Here is a 15018-nt window from a genome sequence, read left to right as displayed (position 1 = left end):
GCGGCTCCGCGAGCCGAGCGGTCAGACCGACCAGCGCTCCTCCAGCGTCGCGGAGACCCGCTCGGCGAAGTCGCCGACGTGGTCGTCGCCGATGCAGCGGGCATCCTCGGCCAGCGCGGCCCACCGGTTGATCAGCGCCTCCGAGCGCGGCACCGAGAGGCCGTGCTGGCGGGCGGCGGCGATCCGCTGGTGGTCGACGGGCAGGAACCAGTAGGTGCTCAGCCACACCCAGATGAGCCTGGCCTCCAGGATCCGCTCGGCCAGCATCGCGTCGTCGGCGAGCGCGGGCCAGACCCCGACCACCTCGGAGCGCCAGGCCTCGATCATCTGCTGCCCCCGCTTGCGGGAGAGCTCGATGTCGCAGAGGCAGCCGGGGAAGGAGACCAGCGCGTACGCGACATCCAGCGAGGCGTCCCGGAAGCCGCCCCACTCGTAGTCGAGGAACCGCGCGCCCTCCTCGTTCAGGATGACGTTGTCCGGGCACAGGTCCGAGGGGCTGAAGGCGCGGAAGCGGCCGGCGCTGAAGAGCCGGTTGCCGCGCACGATGCGCTCGGCGATCTCGCCGGGCACGTCGACGCCGAGCTCGCGCTCGAGCATGCCGGGCACCTCGGAGACGGCGGCCTGCGCCTGCTGGGCGATGCCGTCCATCCGGTGCACCACGTCGACCCGGCGCAGCAGCGCGACGAAATCGGCCTCCCGGCCGACGGTCGCGGCGTGCATCCGGCCGAGCGCCTGCGCGTACGCCATCAGGCTGTTGTGCGTGGCGGTCTGGGTGCCCGCGCGCAGCACATGGGTCATCTTGGCGTTCTCGCCGAGGTCGCTGAGGATCAGCAGCCGGGCGGGCAGGTCGTAGGCGACCAGGTAGGCGCCGGGGCGGTGCTCCCGGCTCAGCGCGGTGGTGAACTGGTAGGAGACGGCTTCGCGCAGGAAGGCGGAGTCGCTGCCGACGACTCCGGGCACCACGCTGCCCGGCACGCCGGGCGCACCGGAGCCGTTCACCTGCTTGACGATCAGCGTGCGCGGTAGGGAGAAGGCGTTCTCCGCGACGCGGACCCGCAGAACCGTGGTTCTGCCGCTCCCGCCGAGTTCGGTCGGGTCACTCAGCTTCACCGGAGCGCCCATTCGCTTCGTGAGCAAATGTTGCGCTGCGGCCACGACTTCGGCGGCGCGTTCGGCCAATAGTGCGGTCATCGTCTCTCAAAGTACTCGCATCGGGTCACTTTCAGCGAGCGGTTCGACAACCTTTCCGCGTCGCCCGGCGTGTCCCGCACGGCGACCGCGCGACACGCGCCGCCGTGCTTGACATCGCCCGCGCGAGTCGGGTTGTCACGATCTCGACCACGGTGTGGCACACCATGATCCGACCTTCGGCGTGGGCACACCATCTCCGCGTAGGCTTGGCATTCCGCCGCCACCGCCCCCGCGTCGAAAGGGTCTCCGGACGATGACCGACAGTTACGGCCAGCCCGGCTCGCAGCCTCAGGGTACCGGGCCGAAGCACTCCGCGCCGCAACCCGCGCCCCCCGGTTACGATCCCGGACCGGACGGTCCGGGATACGGGGGCCCGGCATACGGCCCGCAAGGCACCGGGCCGGACCCCACCGAGCAGATGTACAGCGGCTCCGGCGCCAGCGCCTACCCGGACGACCGGCCGCAGTACGGCTACGAGAACCGCGCGCCGGAGGCGCTGGACGTCGGGCGGGCGATCAGCTACGGCTGGGAGAAGTTCCGCGCCGACATGCCGACCTGGATCGCGATCTCGGCGCTCGGCGTCCTGCTCTACCTGGTGTTCGTGCTCGTGGTCCGGGTCTTCGAACCGACCTCGCTCTTCGCCGTGCTGCTGCTGTTCCTGGTGCTGATCGTCGGCGTCTGGGTGCTGCAGGCGGCCATGATCCGCGGCGCGCTCTACGAATGCGACGGGCACCGGCCCACTTTCGGGGCGTTCTTCCAGTACCTGAACACCGGCAACGTGGTGCTCACCGCGCTGCTCGCCTTCACCCTGACCCTGCTGGCCTCGGCGTTCTGCCTGCTGCCCGGGATCGTGGTGGGCGTGCTGTGCATGTTCGCGCTGCACTTCGTGATCGACCAGGACCTCGGACCGTTCGCCGCGCTGCGGGCCAGCGCGGGGCTGGTGGTCGGCAACCTCTGGCCGGTCGTGCTGCTGACGCTGGCCGTGCTGGTGATCACGCTGCTCGGGTTCCTGGCCTGCGGGCTCGGGCTGCTCGTCGCATTCCCGATCGCCACCCTCGCGGTGACCTACGCGTTCCGCACGCTCACGGGCGGCGCGCTCTCGCCCGTGTGACCCGGTCACCGGTCGCGAGAAGGCAGCGATCCGCACGCTCATGGTGGCGCGCACTCCCCCGGTGTGCCCGAACGGGCGGCGGTCACCGTTGACCGCCGCCCGTTCGCGCTCAGTTCTGCTGGGCGGCAGCGGCGACGCCGTTGCCCTTCGCCTTGTCCTTCTCCGGCTTGGCGTCCAGCCCGGCCTCCCTGCGCTGCTGCGGGGTGATCGGGGCGGGCGCGTCGGTGAGCGGGTCGACGCCGTTGCCGGTCTTCGGGAAGGCGATGACCTCGCGGATCGAGTCGAGCCCGGCCAGCAGCGCGACGATCCGGTCCCAGCCGAAGGCGATGCCGCCGTGCGGCGGGGCGCCGAAGGCGAAGGCATCGAGCAGGAAGCCGAACTTCTCCCGTGCCTCCTCCGGCTCGATGCCCATCACCGCGAAGACCCGCTCCTGCACGTCGCGGCGGTGGATGCGGATGCTGCCGCCGCCGATCTCGTTGCCGTTGCAGACGATGTCGTAGGCGTAGGCGAGCGCCGCGCCCGGGTCGGTGTCGAAGGTCTCCAGCGACTCCGGCTTCGGCGAGGTGAAGGCGTGGTGCACGGCCGTCCAGGCCGAGTGCCCGAGCGCGACGTCGCCGCCCGCGGTGGCGTCGGCGGCGGGCTCGAAGAGCGGGGCGTCCACGATCCAGACGAAGGACCAGGCGTTCTCGTCGATCAGCCCGACCTTGCGCGCGATCTCGCCGCGCGCCGCGCCGAGCAGCGCGCGCTGCGCCTTGGCCGGCCCGGCCGCGAAGAAGACGCAGTCGCCGGGCTGCGCGCCGACGTGCGCGGCCAGCCCGGCCCGCTCCTGCTCGCTGAGGTTCTTGGCCACCGGCCCGCCCAGCTCGCCGTCCGCGCCGACCAGCACGTAGGCCAGCCCCTTGGCGCCGCGCTGCTTGGCCCACTCCTGCCAGGCGTCCAGCTGCCGCCGCGGCTGGCTCGCGCCGCCAGGCATGACGACCGCGCCGACGTACGGCGCCTGGAACACCCGGAACGGGGTGTTCGCGAAGTACTCGGCGCACTCGGTGATCTCGACGTCGAAGCGCAGGTCCGGCTTGTCCGAGCCGTAGCGCCGCATGGCCTCGGCGTAGGTCATGTGCGGGATCGGGGTCGGGATCTCGTAGCCGATCAGCTTCCACAGCGCGGCCAGGATCTGCTCGGCGAGCAGGATCACGTCCTCCTGCCGGACGAAGCTCATCTCCAGGTCGAGCTGAGTGAACTCGGGCTGCCGGTCGGCGCGGAAGTCCTCGTCCCGGTAGCAGCGCGCGATCTGGTAGTAGCGCTCGATGCCGCCGACCATGAGCAGCTGCTTGAAGAGCTGCGGGCTCTGCGGCAGGGCGTAGAAGCTGCCCGGCTGCAGTCGCGCGGGCACCAGGAAGTCGCGCGCGCCCTCGGGCGTGGAGCGGGTCAGCGTCGGCGTCTCGACCTCGATGAACTCGTGCCCCGCCAGCACCGAGCGGGCGGCGGCGTTGGCCTTCGAGCGCAGCCGGATCGCGTGCGCGGGAGTGTCCCGCCGCAGGTCGAGGTAGCGGTACTTGAGCCGGGTTTCCTCGCCGGGCTGCTCGTCCAGCTGGAACGGCAGCGGGGCGCTCTCGTTCAGCACCTCCAGCTCGGTGACGTCGATCTCGATCGCGCCGGTCGGCAGCTCCGGGTTCTCGTTGCCGTCCGGCCGCTGCTCCACCGCGCCGGTGATCCGCACGCAGTACTCGGCGCGCAGCCGGTGCGCCTGCCCGGCGGCTTCACCCTGCCGGAACACCGCCTGCACCACCCCGGAGGCATCGCGCAGATCGATGAAGATCACGCCGCCGTGGTCCCGCCGCCGGGCCACCCATCCGGTGAGGGTGACGGTCTGGCCGGCGTGCTCGCTTCGCAGCGAGCCGGCCAAGTGGGTGCGCAGCACGGGGTTCCTTTCGACGGGGTCCGGGCACCGGTAGGGCGTGACCAGTGCGGTAGCCATCGTAGTGAGACCCGCCGAGCGAGGGGAAACCGATATCCGTCCACCCCGAGCGGGTATAGCCGTGCCAAGCTGTACCGGCGCGCGGGCAGTTCGAACAGAAAGCGACGACATGACCTTCAACGAGGGCCTGCAGATCGACCCGAATCGAGCCTCCAGCGGCGGGCCGGGGCGGGGCGGCAAGATCGCGCTCGGCGGTGGCGCGGGCGGCATCATCCTGGTGGTGCTGGCGCTGCTGCTCGGCGGCGACCCCGGCTCGATCCTCGGCCAGTTCACCGGAGCGGGCGGCACCGAGGGGCAGAGCGCCACCGAGGGCACCCCGGAGCACTGCAGGACCGGCGCGGACGCGAACCGCTACGTGGACTGCCGGGTGGTGCTCACCGCGCAGAGCCTGGACGCGGTCTGGACCGAGCAGCTGCCCGCGCAGGCAAGGGCGCAGTACGAGAAGCCGAAGCTGACGCTCTTCACCGGCGCGGTGAGCACCGGCTGCGGCAATGCCACCAGCGAGGTCGGCCCGTTCTACTGCCCGGCCGACAACAACGCCTACTTCGACACCTCGTTCTTCCAGGAGCTGGTGGACCGGTTCGGCTCCAGCGGCGGCCCGCTGGCCCAGGAGTACGTCGTCGCGCACGAGGTCGGGCACCACATCCAGACCCAGCTCGGCGATATCGCGAGGGCGCAGAACGACCCGCAGGGCCCCGAGTCCGGCGCGGTGCGCACCGAGCTGCAGGCCGACTGCTACGCCGGGCTCTGGGCGCACTACGCCGACAAGACCCCGGCGCCGGGCAGCGACACCCCGTTCCTGAAGCCGCTCACCGAGACCGACATCAAGGACGCGCTCTCCGCGGCGGCGGCCGTCGGCGACGACCGGATCCAGCGGGCCTCGCAGGGCCGGGTCAATCCGGAGGCGTGGACGCACGGCTCGTCGGACCAGCGGCAGAAGTGGTTCCTCACCGGGTACCGAACCGGCCAGTTGGCTGCGTGCGACACCTATTCGGCGCGAAACCTGGACAACCCCCCTGCTCTGCGCTGACCATCGTCTGCGGCCGGGAACCCTCCCGAAGCCGTTCCGAGAGAAGGACACACGATGCGACGAGCACTGCTGCTGCCGGTGCTGCTGATCTCCGCCCTGCTCGGCGGGGCGGGCACGGCACACGCCGAGCCCGCGACGCCGAGCGCGACGCCACCCTCCGCCGCCGTCCCGCTGCTCACCCTGACCGCCATCCCGAACGGCTGGCAGACCAGGGTTGACCTGCGCCCGGAGCTACAGGTGTACGCCGACGGCCGCGCGGTGCGGGTGCCGGACGCCATCGCAACGGACCGCGGGCCGGACGCCGCGCCGCACGAGGTCGAGGGAACGGTCCCCGCCGACGTCCTGAAGGCGGCGGTGCGCGAGACGGCGGAGCTGGCGGAGCTGGACCTCGGTCTGCCGTCCGTCTCCGACCAGGGCTCGCGCATCATCGACGTCATGCCGGAGCGGGACGCCGAAGCGGTGCACGCCATCGTCTACGCCCCCGGCTTCAGCGACGGGCTGAACGACGACCAGAAGAAGGCGCGGGACCGCTTCGACCAGCTCTACCGGAAGGTGCTCGACGCCTTCCAGGAGAAGCGCTGAGCTGCCTCCGGGGCGGGCGCCCGCCCGCCCCGGAGGCTCAGAACTGGTCCTGGTCGTAGTCGGTGCCGAACAGCTCGTCGGTGTGCGTCGCCCCGATCACCTCGGGCGTCGACTCCCCGAGCGGGCCGGTGAGGTCGTCGTTGCCGGTCCGGCTCTGGTACGGCTGCACGTTCCGGCCGTGCTCGTCGTCGCCGCGCTGCCCCGCGCCCGCCGCGCCGCCCGCACCGCCCATGAAGCCGGACGAGCCCGAGGTCGAGGTCGCCGTCGTGCTCGGCACGCCGGTGGCCAGCGGGGTTCCCGGCACGCCTGGCACCCCGCGCATCGGCGAGACCACCGCGTTCGGCATCGGGGTCGCCGCCTTCGGCGTCACGGTGCTGCTCGGTGTCCCCGGGCTGTAGCCGGGGGTGCCGGAGCGGGTCGGCGAGCCGGGCACGATGCCAGGCGTGCCGGGGGTGGTGCTCGGCGTGCCGCTCGGCGTCACCGAGGCCGGGGTGGTCGAGGCGGGCGTCGTGCCGGGCAGGGTCGGGGTGTCCAGCCCGGCGGCGGTGGTCGCCGACTCCACCCCGTCCTTGGCCTGCGACATGATCGGCTCGGCGATGTTCTGCATCACCGCCTGCGCCACCTCCTGCGGCGCGGGCCCGCCGCCGGGCGCGATCAGCTGGTTGACCGCAGCCGTGAGCTCGGCCGTCTTGCCCGCCAGGTCGCCGCGGGTGGCGTTGGCCACCGCCACCGCCTGGCCCAGGTGCTCGGTGGCGGTCGCCATCAGCGTCGCCTGCGCGGGCGGGGTCACGATCACCGGGGCGAGCGCGACCGCCTGGCCGGCGAGCGAGGAGGCGATGCCGAGCAGCTGCGCGTTGCCCTGCTGCACGGCGGACGCGGCGCGCTGGGTGATCTCGGAGATGTCGATCCCGCGCTGGCTGGTCTCGGTGCCCTGGTTCTGCGCCTGCTGCCCCACCACCTGCGCGTTGCGCGCGGCCTGGCCCTGCCACAGCTGGTCGACGGTCGTGAGACTGCCCTTGGCCACCTGCATCGCGGTGTCGATGACCTTGGAGGAGGCGCTGAGGACGGCGGTCGGGTCGAGCGCGCCGAGCACGCCGGTGCCGAAGCTGCCGAGCAGATCCAGGATCGGCTTCATCAGCAGGTCGACGCCGGGCAGCGCGGGCAGCGCGAGCCCGCTGAGCAGCGCGCCGACCGGGTCGGCGGGCAGTGCGGGCAGCGGCGCCGCGGCGGCGCCGGTGTCGCCGCCGAGCAGCCCGCTGTCCCGCGCGGCCTGCTGCGCGCCGCCTGCGACCGGCGCCACCGCCGCACCGAGCGCCGAACTCGCCTGCTGCGCCAGCTGATTCGCGCCGTCCAGCGCCCCGGTGGCGGTGCCGAGCATGGCGTCGGCCCCGCTCGCGACCTCAGGCGGCAGCCCGGCGAGCAGGTCCTGCGCGCCGTCGCCGGTGCCATGGCCGGAGAGCCCGGGCAGCCCGCCAGGCAGCGCCGAGGTGCCGCCCGGCTCGTCCGTGATCCGCTGCGAGAGCACGAATTCGGGCGCCTCGACGGGCTCGAGATCGGCGGGCAGCTGCGGCAGCACCACGTCCTGGATCGCGTAGTGCGACGGGTCGATGGTGGCGGTGAGCGCCTCGTGCGCGTACTGCTCCGGCTCCGCGGCCGGGCCGATCACGCCGGTGTCCAGCGGCCTCACTGCGCGCCCCCGATCGCGCCGAGCCCGGCCGCGCTGGCGATCTCCTGGCCGTCGAAGGCGGCGGCCGCGTTGAACGCGGAGTTCGAGAGGTTGCCGACCTTGCCCGAGAGATCGTTGATATCGCGTGCCTGCAGCACCTGCGCGGCCGCGAACATGACCAGGTAGTCGGCCCCGATCAGGCCGAAGACCGGCGTCAGCGCGGATACATTGGCCACCGCGTCGAAATTCCCCGCCCCGGCGATCTGCGCCGCCGCCCCGGCGTTCGTCGCGGCGAAATCCCGCACCCCGTCGGTGTCCACCGAGAGATCGGTCATCCGAGTTGCCCCCCAACATCGTCGTACACGTTCGTCGGCTCAATATAACGCAGAGTCCTGCACCGATTCAGCCTGCCGAATGTCCGAAAAAAGTAGAACGTGTTGCAATTTAGAACAAGTTCTATATTCTCGTCGCCATGAAGGTCGCAGTGACCGGCGCCGCGGGATACCTCGGCTCCAACCTCCTCCCCCTGCTCACCGACCGCGGTCACCGGGTGATCGCCGTCGACCGGGCCGTTCCCGCCGGGCCCGCCGCGGACGGCGTCACCTGGGTCGGCGCCGACGTGCTGAACCCGGACGCCGTGCGCGCCGCGATCGACGGCGCCGAGATCGTCTACCACCTGGTCGCGGTGATCACCCTGGCCGACCGGAACGATCTGGCCTGGCGGGTGAACACCAGGGGCGTCCGGGTGGTCGCCGAGGCCGCGCTCGCGACCGGCGCGCGGCGGCTGGTGCATGCCAGCTCCATCCACGCCTACGACCAGTACGGGTGCGGCGGCCGGATCGACGAGAGCTCCGGGCGCTCCACCGACCCGGGCCTCCCGGTCTACGACCGCTCCAAGTGGGCGGGCGAGCAGGAGCTGCGCACGGTGATCGAGCGGGGGCTGGACGCGGTGCTCTGCAACCCGACCGGCGTCTACGGCCCCGCGGACAACGGCACGCCGCTCTCCCGGATCAACCGGACGCTGCGCGACGCCGCCCGCGGCCGGATCCCGGCCATGATCGACGGCGCCTTCGACCTGGTCGACGTGCGCGATGTCGCGCACGGGCTGATCCTGGCGGGCGAGCGCGGCCGCACCGGCGAGAACTACCTGCTCGGCGGCGAGATGGTCCGGATGCCGGAGCTGTGCCGGACCGCCGCGCGCGCGGGCGGCACCCGCGGGCCGCGCTTCACCATCCCGGCCCGCCCGATCGAGCGGGCGATCCCGCTGCTGGCCCCGCTCGGCAAGCTGCTCAAGACCGATGTCGTCTCGAAGGCCGCGCTCGGCGCGCTGGTCTCCGCGCCGGAGGTCGATCACAGCAGGGCGAGCACGGAACTCGGATATCAGCCGCGGCCGATGACCGAAACCGTCTCCGACCTGGTGCGCTTCTTCGTCGATGGCACCCTCCCGCCGCGCCGGGCCGCCGCGGACACGCTTGACACCGCCTAGAACGGGTGTTCGACTGATGGCGTGCGGTGGCAGGGGCAGTCCCTCGACGCGGACGACGGCGCGCTACCCGGGCTGAGCCGGGCCGACTTCGTCCGCACCGTCCGCACGCCGGAATTCGAGGGGATCACCTTCCACGAGGTGCTCTGCAAGAGCGCGCTGAACGAGGTGCCGGAGAACTCGACGCTCCCGTTCCGCTGGACGGTGAACCCCATCCGGGGCTGCTCGCACGCCTGCCGCTACTGCTTCGCCCGCCCGACGCACGAGTACCTCGAGCTGGACGCGGGCGCGGATTTCGATTCCCAGCTCGTGGTGAAGACCAACGTGGCGGCGGTGCTCCGGCGCGAGCTGCGCCGGAAGTCCTGGCGCCGCGAACCGGTCGCGCTCGGCACCAATACCGACCCCTACCAGCGCGCCGAGGGCCGGTACCGGTTGATGCCCGGCATCATCCGGGCGCTCGCCGCATCCGGCACGCCGTTCTCGGTGCTCACCAAGGGCACCCTGCTGCGCCGGGATCTGCCGCTGCTCGCCTCGGCGGCGGGCGAGGTGCCGGTGCGGATCGCGGTCTCGCTCTCGATGCTCGACCCGGAGCTGCACCGCGGCCTCGAGCCGGGCACCCCGGCGCCGAAGGCGCGGCTGGAGCTGATCGCCGCGCTCGCCGACGCCGGGTTCGCGGTGAACGTCATGGTGGCGCCGGTGATCCCGTACCTCACCGACGGCAGCGAGCAGCTGGACGCGCTGTTCGGCGCGCTGGCGCGGGCCGGGGCGGAGTCGGCGACCGCCTTCCCCATGCACCTGCGCGGCAGTACCAGGGGCTGGTTCCTCGGCTGGGTGGCCGAGCACCACCCGGCGCTGCTGCGCCGCTACCGGCAGCTGTACGGGCGCGGCGCCACGGTCTCGCCGGAGTACGCGAGCTGGCTGCGCGGGCGGGTCGACCCGCTGCGCGAGCGGCACGGGCTGGTGCGCGACAGCGTCGCCAGCGCACCGGTGCGGCGGCCCGAGCCGGGGCCCGCCCCGCAGCTCGCCCTCTTCGGCTGAGCCGGTACCCGCGAGTACGCCGGACGGCGCCGCCCCGCCGGAGTACCTTGGCGGGTGCGCCCCGAGCACCACTCGACGACGAGGACGGTGAGGCAGGCAGTGACTGTGCCCCCCGAGCATCCGGCGAAGGCCCGCACGCCGACCCCGCTGGACCGCGTCGTCATCCGCTTCGCCGGTGATTCCGGCGACGGCATGCAGCTCACCGGGGATCGCTTCACGCACGAGGCGGCGGCCTTCGGCAACGACCTCGCCACCCAGCCCAGCTTCCCGGCCGAGATCAGGGCGCCGCAGGGCACGCTGCCCGGGGTGTCGTCGTTCCAGATCCAGATCGCCGACCACGACATCCTCAGCGCGGGCGACCAGCCCGACGTGCTGGTCGCCATGAACCCGGCCGCGCTCGCCGCCAACCTGGCCGAGCTGCCGCGCGGCGGCACCGTCATCGTGGACACCGACGAGTTCACCCGGCGCAACCTGGCCAAGGCCGGGTATGCCGGGAGTCCGCTGGAGGACGGCACTCTCGGCGACCTGGTCGTGCACCGGGTGCCGATGACCGCGCTCACCGCGGGCGCCACCGAGGCGGCGGGCGCGGGCAAGAAGGACGGCAAGCGGGCGCGCAACATGTTCGCGCTCGGGCTGCTCTCCTGGATGTACGGCCGCCCGATCGGCGGCACCGAGCGCTTCCTGCGGGAGAAGTTCGCGAAGCGGCCGGAGATCGCGGAGGCGAACCTGCTCGCCTTCCGGGCCGGGTTCGCCTACGGCGAGACCACGGAGAGCTTCGCCACCACCTACCACGTCGCCCCGGCCGCGCTGCCCGCCGGCACCTACCGGCAGATCACCGGGAACACCGCGCTCGCCTACGGCATCGTCACGGCGGGCAGGCTGGCCGGGATCCCGGTGTTCCTCGGCAGCTACCCGATCACCCCGGCCTCGGACATCCTGCACGAACTGAGCAGGCACAAGGCGTTCGGCGTCACCACCTTCCAGGCCGAGGACGAGATCGCGGGAATCGGCGCGGCGCTCGGGGCCGCGCTCGGCGGCGCGCTCGGGGTCACCAGCACCTCCGGCCCCGGGCTCGCGCTGAAGAGCGAGACGATCGGGCTGGCGGTGATGACCGAGGTCCCGCTGGTGGTGATCGACGTGCAGCGCGGCGGCCCCTCCACCGGGCTGCCCACCAAGACCGAGCAGGCCGACCTGCTGCAGGCGCTGTACGGCCGCAACGGGGAGTCGCCGGTGCCGGTGCTGGCCCCGCGCTCCCCCGCCGACTGCTTCGGCACCGCGCTCGAGGCAGCCCGGATCGCGCTCACCTACCGCACCCCGGTACTGCTGCTCTCCGACGGCGCCATCGCGAACGGCTCCGAGCCGTGGGCGATCCCGCGCATCGCCGAGCTGGAGCCGATCGACCCCGGCTTCGCCGCAGCCGATCCCGAGCGCGAGTTCCTGCCCTACGCCCGCGACCCGGAGACGCTGGCCCGCCCGTACGCGGTGCCGGGAACCCCGGGGCTGGCGCACCGGATCGGCGGGCTGGAGAAGGCCGACGGCACCGGCGACATCTCCTACGACCCGGCCAACCACGACCTCATGGTCCGGCTGCGCCGGGCCAAGATCGACGGCGTCGCGGTGCCCGACCTGGAGGTGGACGACCCGGACGGCGCCGCCGAGGTGCTGCTGATCGGCTGGGGCAGCTCGTACGGCCCGATCGGCGAGGCCTGCCGGCGGGCGCGCCGACGCGGCCGCGCGGTCGCGCACGCGCAGCTGCGCCACCTCAACCCCTTCCCGGCGAACCTCGGCGCGGTGCTCGGCCGGTACCGCACGGTGGTGGCGCCGGAGCTGAACGGCGGGCAGCTGGCGCTGCTGCTGCGCGCCCGCTACCTGGTGGACGTGGTGCCGTGGACGAGGACCACCGGCACCGCCTTCCCCACCGCGGAGCTGGCCGGGGTGATCGACGCCGCGCTGGACGGCTCGATCCGGGACCTGGAGCTGGACAAGGACGTCGCCGCCCGCGCGCGGGCGACCTACCGGACCGGGGGCGTCCGATGACGATCACCGACGGGCACACCGGGCTCGCCCACGTGCCGCTGGCGCTCACCCCGCAGCAGCCGAAGGACTACGCCACCGACCAGGAGGTGCGGTGGTGCCCCGGCTGCGGCGACTACGTCATCCTGGCCACGGTGCGCGGCTTCCTCGCCGAGCTCGGGCTGCGCCGGGAGAACCTGATGTTCGTCTCCGGGATCGGCTGCTCCAGCCGCTTCCCGTACTACCTGGACGCCTACGGCATCCACTCCATCCACGGCAGGGCGCCCGCCATCGCCACCGGGCTCGCGGTGACCAGGCCGGACCTCTCGGTGTGGGTGGTGACCGGCGACGGCGACGCGCTCTCGATCGGCGGCAACCACCTGATCCACGCACTGCGGCGCAATGTGAACCTGACGATCCTGCTGTTCAACAACCGGATCTACGGGCTCACCAAGGGGCAGTACTCGCCGACCTCGGAGCCGGGAACGGTCACCAAGTCGACGCCGCTCGGCTCGGTGGACCACCCCTTCGACACGCTGGCGCTCGCGCTCGGCGCGGACGCGAGTTTCGTCGGCCGGGCGCTGGATTCGGATCGGGCCGGGCTCACCGAGGTGCTGCGGGCGGCGGCCGCGCACCGGGGCGCCGCCTTCGTGGAGATCCTGCAGGACTGCCCGATCTTCAACGACGGCTCGTTCGACGTGCTGCGCCGCGAAGAGGCGCCGCGGCGCCTGATCCCGCTCCGGCACGGCGAGCCGCTGCGCTTCGGCGCCGAGCGCGAATTCGCCGTCGTGCGCTCGGGTTTCGGGCTCGCGGTGGCGCGGGCGGACGAGGTGGGCGACGTCGAGGTCGTCGTGCACGACGCGCACAGCGCCGACCCCGGGTACGCGCACGCCCTTGCCCGGCTCGGCGACCAGCAGCTGAACCACGTCGTCACCGGGGTGCTGCGCGACGTCACGCGGCCGACCTACGACGACGGGGTGCGGGCCCAGCTCGCCACCGCCGGAGAGCCGGGCGATCTACAGACCCTGCTCGACGGCCCCGAAACCTGGACCGTCGGCCCGGCCGAGCACTGACCGCCTTCCGGCCCGGGGCCGGAAAAATCAATCCTTCTTGGCGAAGCCGAGGTCGACCACCGCGGAGCGCTCCTGCGCGAGTTCGGCGACGCTGAGGTCGATCCTGGCCCGGGAGAAGTCGTCGATCTCCAGGTCGGGCACGATCCGGTACTCACCGTCGGCGCAGGTCACCGGGAAGGAGCTGATCAGCCCCTCCGGCACGCCGTAGGAGCCGTCCGACGGCACCGCCATGGAGGTCCAGTCGCCCGGCGCGGTGCCGAGCACCCAGTCGTGGACGTGGTCGATGGCGGCGCTCGCCGCGCTGGCCGCGGAGGAGGCGCCGCGCGCCTCGATGATCGCGGTCCCGCGCTGCTGCACGGTCGGGATGAAGTCGCGCTCCACCCACGCCGGGTCGGCGATCACCGCGCGGGCGTCCCGGCCGCCGATGGTGGCATGCGTGATGTCCGGGTACTGGGTGGCGGAGTGGTTGCCCCAGACCGCGACGCGGGCGATCCCGGCGGCGGGCGCCCCGGTCTTCCGGGCCAGCTGGGCGAGCGCGCGGTTGTGGTCCAGCCGGGTCATGGCGGTGAAGCGCGCGGCGGGAACGTCGGGGGCGTTGCTCGCGGCGATGAAGGCGTTGGTGTTGGCCGGGTTGCCGACCACGAGCACCTTGACGTCGTCCGCCGCGGCGGCGTTGATCGCGGCGCCCTGCTCGGTGAAGATCGGGCCGTTGGCGGCGAGCAGGTCGCCGCGCTCCATGCCCGCGGTGCGCGGCCGCGCGCCGACCAGCAGCGCGATATTCGCCCCGGCGAAACCGGTCCACGGGTCGTCGCTGATGTCGACCGACTCCAGCAGCGGGAAGGCGCCGTCCTCCAGCTCCATCGCGACGCCTGCGAGCGAGGCGACCGCCGCCGGAATCTCCAGCAGCCGCAGCCGCACCGGCGTCCGCGCGCCGAGCATGGCGCCGGAGGCGATGCGGAAGAGCAGCCCGTAGGCGATCTGGCCCGCGCCACCGGTGACGGCGACGGTCACCGGAGCGGTGCGATCGGTGCTGGTCACGACGGGGCTCTCCTGTTCAGCGGGGTACACGGACGCCCCAACCCTACTGAGGCTCACCGCCGCGGGCCGCCGAAGGTGAGCGAGCAGACAGCTCAGACCAGGTCGGCGATCTCCCGGTCGCTGAGCACGACGGCGCGCCGGTGCCCGGCGTCCAGCGCCGCCCGCACCGCGCGGTAGAGCGGGCGCTGCTCCAGCGGGGCGTCGCGCGCCTCGGCGCGCAGCTGCGCCACCAGCACCGAGGAGAGCGCCAGCGCCGCCGCCAGCGGAGCCGCCGCCAGCGCGTCGGCGAGGCCGCGCAGCCCGAGCAGCGGCAGCTCCCGGCCGCGCGCCTCGCCCGCCTCGGCGCCGGGGCCGCCGGTGTAGAGCGCGAGCGGAACGGTGATCGCCGGACCGCCCGCAGTGACCCGCAGCGCGACCCGGCTGATCCGGCCGGGCAGCACAAGCACCGCGACCTCGGTGGCCGCCGCCGCGTCCACCCGCCGCTCGCCGAGCAGGGTGCGGGCGTGGATCACGCCGCCGGCCAGCCACATCCGGCGACGGCGCAGCGCCGCGACGGTGAGCACGGTCGGCGCCGCGATCACCAGGAACACCGCCAGCGCAGGCGTCGGGCCGAGCAGCACCGCGGCGAGCAGCGCCGCGATCAGCCCGACGCCTGCCGCGACCGCGGCGAGCTTGCGCAGCATCGGGGCGTACACCTCGGGCTCGACCAGATCCAGCCCCACCGGGGGCCGGGCCGGGGCGGGCGCGGGCTTCGGGGCCGCGTGGTCGGGGGTGGCATCCTCGGGGGCGGCGTCCTCGTTCATCCGGGGCTCTCTCCT

13 protein-coding genes are annotated in these 15018 nt (G+C 73.2%); 7 read left to right on the top strand and 6 right to left on the bottom strand.

Features of this window, described 5'->3' with window-relative positions; all coding sequences use genetic code 11:
• Positions 1-21: 21 nt before the first annotated feature.
• The gene (locus tag ACFUJ1_RS24705; RefSeq protein WP_378649230.1) at positions 22-1191 is read right to left on the bottom strand and encodes a phosphotransferase family protein; all 1170 of its coding nucleotides are present in this window, start codon (positions 1189-1191) and stop codon (positions 22-24) included.
• A gap of 253 nt (positions 1192-1444) precedes the next feature.
• On the opposite strand from ACFUJ1_RS24705, the gene ACFUJ1_RS24700 reads away from it, so the two are divergent.
• The gene (locus tag ACFUJ1_RS24700; RefSeq protein WP_378649229.1) at positions 1445-2302 is read left to right on the top strand and encodes a hypothetical protein; all 858 of its coding nucleotides are present in this window, start codon (positions 1445-1447) and stop codon (positions 2300-2302) included.
• A gap of 109 nt (positions 2303-2411) precedes the next feature.
• On the opposite strand, the gene aspS is transcribed toward ACFUJ1_RS24700, so the two are convergent.
• A complete protein-coding gene (gene aspS, locus ACFUJ1_RS24695; protein ID WP_378649228.1) occupies positions 2412-4220 on the bottom strand; it encodes an aspartate--tRNA ligase in 1809 nt (602 codons plus the stop codon).
• Positions 4221-4386: 166 nt separating this feature from the next.
• Here aspS and ACFUJ1_RS24690 point away from each other — a divergent pair, with 166 nt between their 5' ends.
• On the top strand, positions 4387-5307 hold the full coding sequence (locus ACFUJ1_RS24690) for a neutral zinc metallopeptidase (protein ID WP_378649227.1): 921 nt from the start codon (positions 4387-4389) through the stop codon (positions 5305-5307).
• Positions 5308-5361: 54 nt separating this feature from the next.
• The gene (locus ACFUJ1_RS24685) at positions 5362-5889 is read left to right on the top strand and encodes a hypothetical protein (RefSeq protein WP_378649226.1); all 528 of its coding nucleotides are present in this window, start codon (positions 5362-5364) and stop codon (positions 5887-5889) included.
• A 37-nt stretch (positions 5890-5926) separates the two neighbouring features.
• Here the strand turns inward: ACFUJ1_RS24685 and ACFUJ1_RS24680 are convergent, their stop codons facing one another.
• Together ACFUJ1_RS24680 and ACFUJ1_RS24675 are read right to left on the bottom strand one after the other, a co-directional pair.
• A complete protein-coding gene (locus ACFUJ1_RS24680) occupies positions 5927-7576 on the bottom strand; it encodes a hypothetical protein (RefSeq protein ID WP_378649225.1) in 1650 nt (549 codons plus the stop codon).
• Positions 7573-7890, bottom strand: a complete 318-nt coding sequence (locus ACFUJ1_RS24675) for a type VII secretion target (RefSeq protein ID WP_378649224.1) — start codon at positions 7888-7890, stop codon at positions 7573-7575. Before ACFUJ1_RS24675 ends, ACFUJ1_RS24680 begins: the two co-directional genes overlap by 4 nt.
• 137 nt (positions 7891-8027) lie before the next feature.
• Here ACFUJ1_RS24675 and ACFUJ1_RS24670 point away from each other — a divergent pair, with 137 nt between their 5' ends.
• The 4 genes from ACFUJ1_RS24670 to ACFUJ1_RS24655 all read left to right on the top strand — a co-directional run bounded on the left by ACFUJ1_RS24670 (position 8028) and on the right by ACFUJ1_RS24655 (position 13162).
• A complete protein-coding gene (locus ACFUJ1_RS24670; RefSeq protein WP_378649223.1) occupies positions 8028-9041 on the top strand; it encodes an NAD-dependent epimerase/dehydratase family protein in 1014 nt (337 codons plus the stop codon).
• Positions 9042-9062: 21 nt separating this feature from the next.
• Complete coding sequence (locus ACFUJ1_RS24665) at positions 9063-10076, top strand: Rv2578c family radical SAM protein (RefSeq protein ID WP_378649222.1); 1014 nt, start codon at positions 9063-9065, stop codon at positions 10074-10076.
• Positions 10077-10175: 99 nt separating this feature from the next.
• A complete protein-coding gene (locus tag ACFUJ1_RS24660) occupies positions 10176-12113 on the top strand; it encodes a 2-oxoacid:acceptor oxidoreductase subunit alpha (RefSeq protein ID WP_378649221.1) in 1938 nt (645 codons plus the stop codon).
• Positions 12110-13162 (top strand): 2-oxoacid:ferredoxin oxidoreductase subunit beta, encoded by a 1053-nt coding sequence (locus tag ACFUJ1_RS24655; RefSeq protein ID WP_378649220.1) that lies wholly within the window; start codon positions 12110-12112, stop codon positions 13160-13162. The genes ACFUJ1_RS24660 and ACFUJ1_RS24655 overlap by 4 nt, the downstream gene beginning before the upstream one ends.
• A gap of 27 nt (positions 13163-13189) precedes the next feature.
• On the opposite strand, the gene ACFUJ1_RS24650 is transcribed toward ACFUJ1_RS24655, so the two are convergent.
• Both ACFUJ1_RS24650 and ACFUJ1_RS24645 read right to left on the bottom strand, forming a co-directional pair.
• Positions 13190-14200: a malate dehydrogenase gene (locus ACFUJ1_RS24650; RefSeq protein ID WP_378649219.1), complete on the bottom strand. Its 1011-nt coding sequence runs from the start codon at positions 14198-14200 to the stop codon at positions 13190-13192.
• 92 nt (positions 14201-14292) lie between these two features.
• A complete protein-coding gene (locus ACFUJ1_RS24645; protein ID WP_378649218.1) occupies positions 14293-15003 on the bottom strand; it encodes a hypothetical protein in 711 nt (236 codons plus the stop codon).
• Positions 15004-15018 lie beyond the last annotated feature (15 nt).

It is taken from the genome of Nocardia sp. NPDC057227, from assembly GCF_042669725.1.
Lineage (GTDB): Bacteria > Actinomycetota > Actinomycetes > Mycobacteriales > Mycobacteriaceae > Nocardia > Nocardia asteroides_A.
Note: the sequence above shows the minus strand (reverse complement) of the source record. Positions and strands in the feature narration are given on the sequence as shown.

What these genes read in the sequence shown, in the direction of transcription:
- ACFUJ1_RS24685 (WP_378649226.1), top strand. Translation starts at nt 5,362, where the DNA reads ATGCGACGAGCACTGCTGCTGCCGGTGCTGCTGATCTCCGCCCTGCTC.
- ACFUJ1_RS24690 (WP_378649227.1), top strand. Translation starts at nt 4,387, where the DNA reads ATGACCTTCAACGAGGGCCTGCAGATCGACCCGAATCGAGCCTCCAGC.
- ACFUJ1_RS24675 (WP_378649224.1), bottom strand. Translation starts at nt 7,890, where the DNA reads ATGACCGATCTCTCGGTGGACACCGACGGGGTGCGGGATTTCGCCGCG.
- ACFUJ1_RS24705 (WP_378649230.1), bottom strand. Translation starts at nt 1,191, where the DNA reads ATGACCGCACTATTGGCCGAACGCGCCGCCGAAGTCGTGGCCGCAGCG.
- ACFUJ1_RS24670 (WP_378649223.1), top strand. Translation starts at nt 8,028, where the DNA reads ATGAAGGTCGCAGTGACCGGCGCCGCGGGATACCTCGGCTCCAACCTC.
- ACFUJ1_RS24655 (WP_378649220.1), top strand. Translation starts at nt 12,110, where the DNA reads ATGACGATCACCGACGGGCACACCGGGCTCGCCCACGTGCCGCTGGCG.
- ACFUJ1_RS24645 (WP_378649218.1), bottom strand. Translation starts at nt 15,003, where the DNA reads ATGAACGAGGACGCCGCCCCCGAGGATGCCACCCCCGACCACGCGGCC.
- ACFUJ1_RS24700 (WP_378649229.1), top strand. Translation starts at nt 1,445, where the DNA reads ATGACCGACAGTTACGGCCAGCCCGGCTCGCAGCCTCAGGGTACCGGG.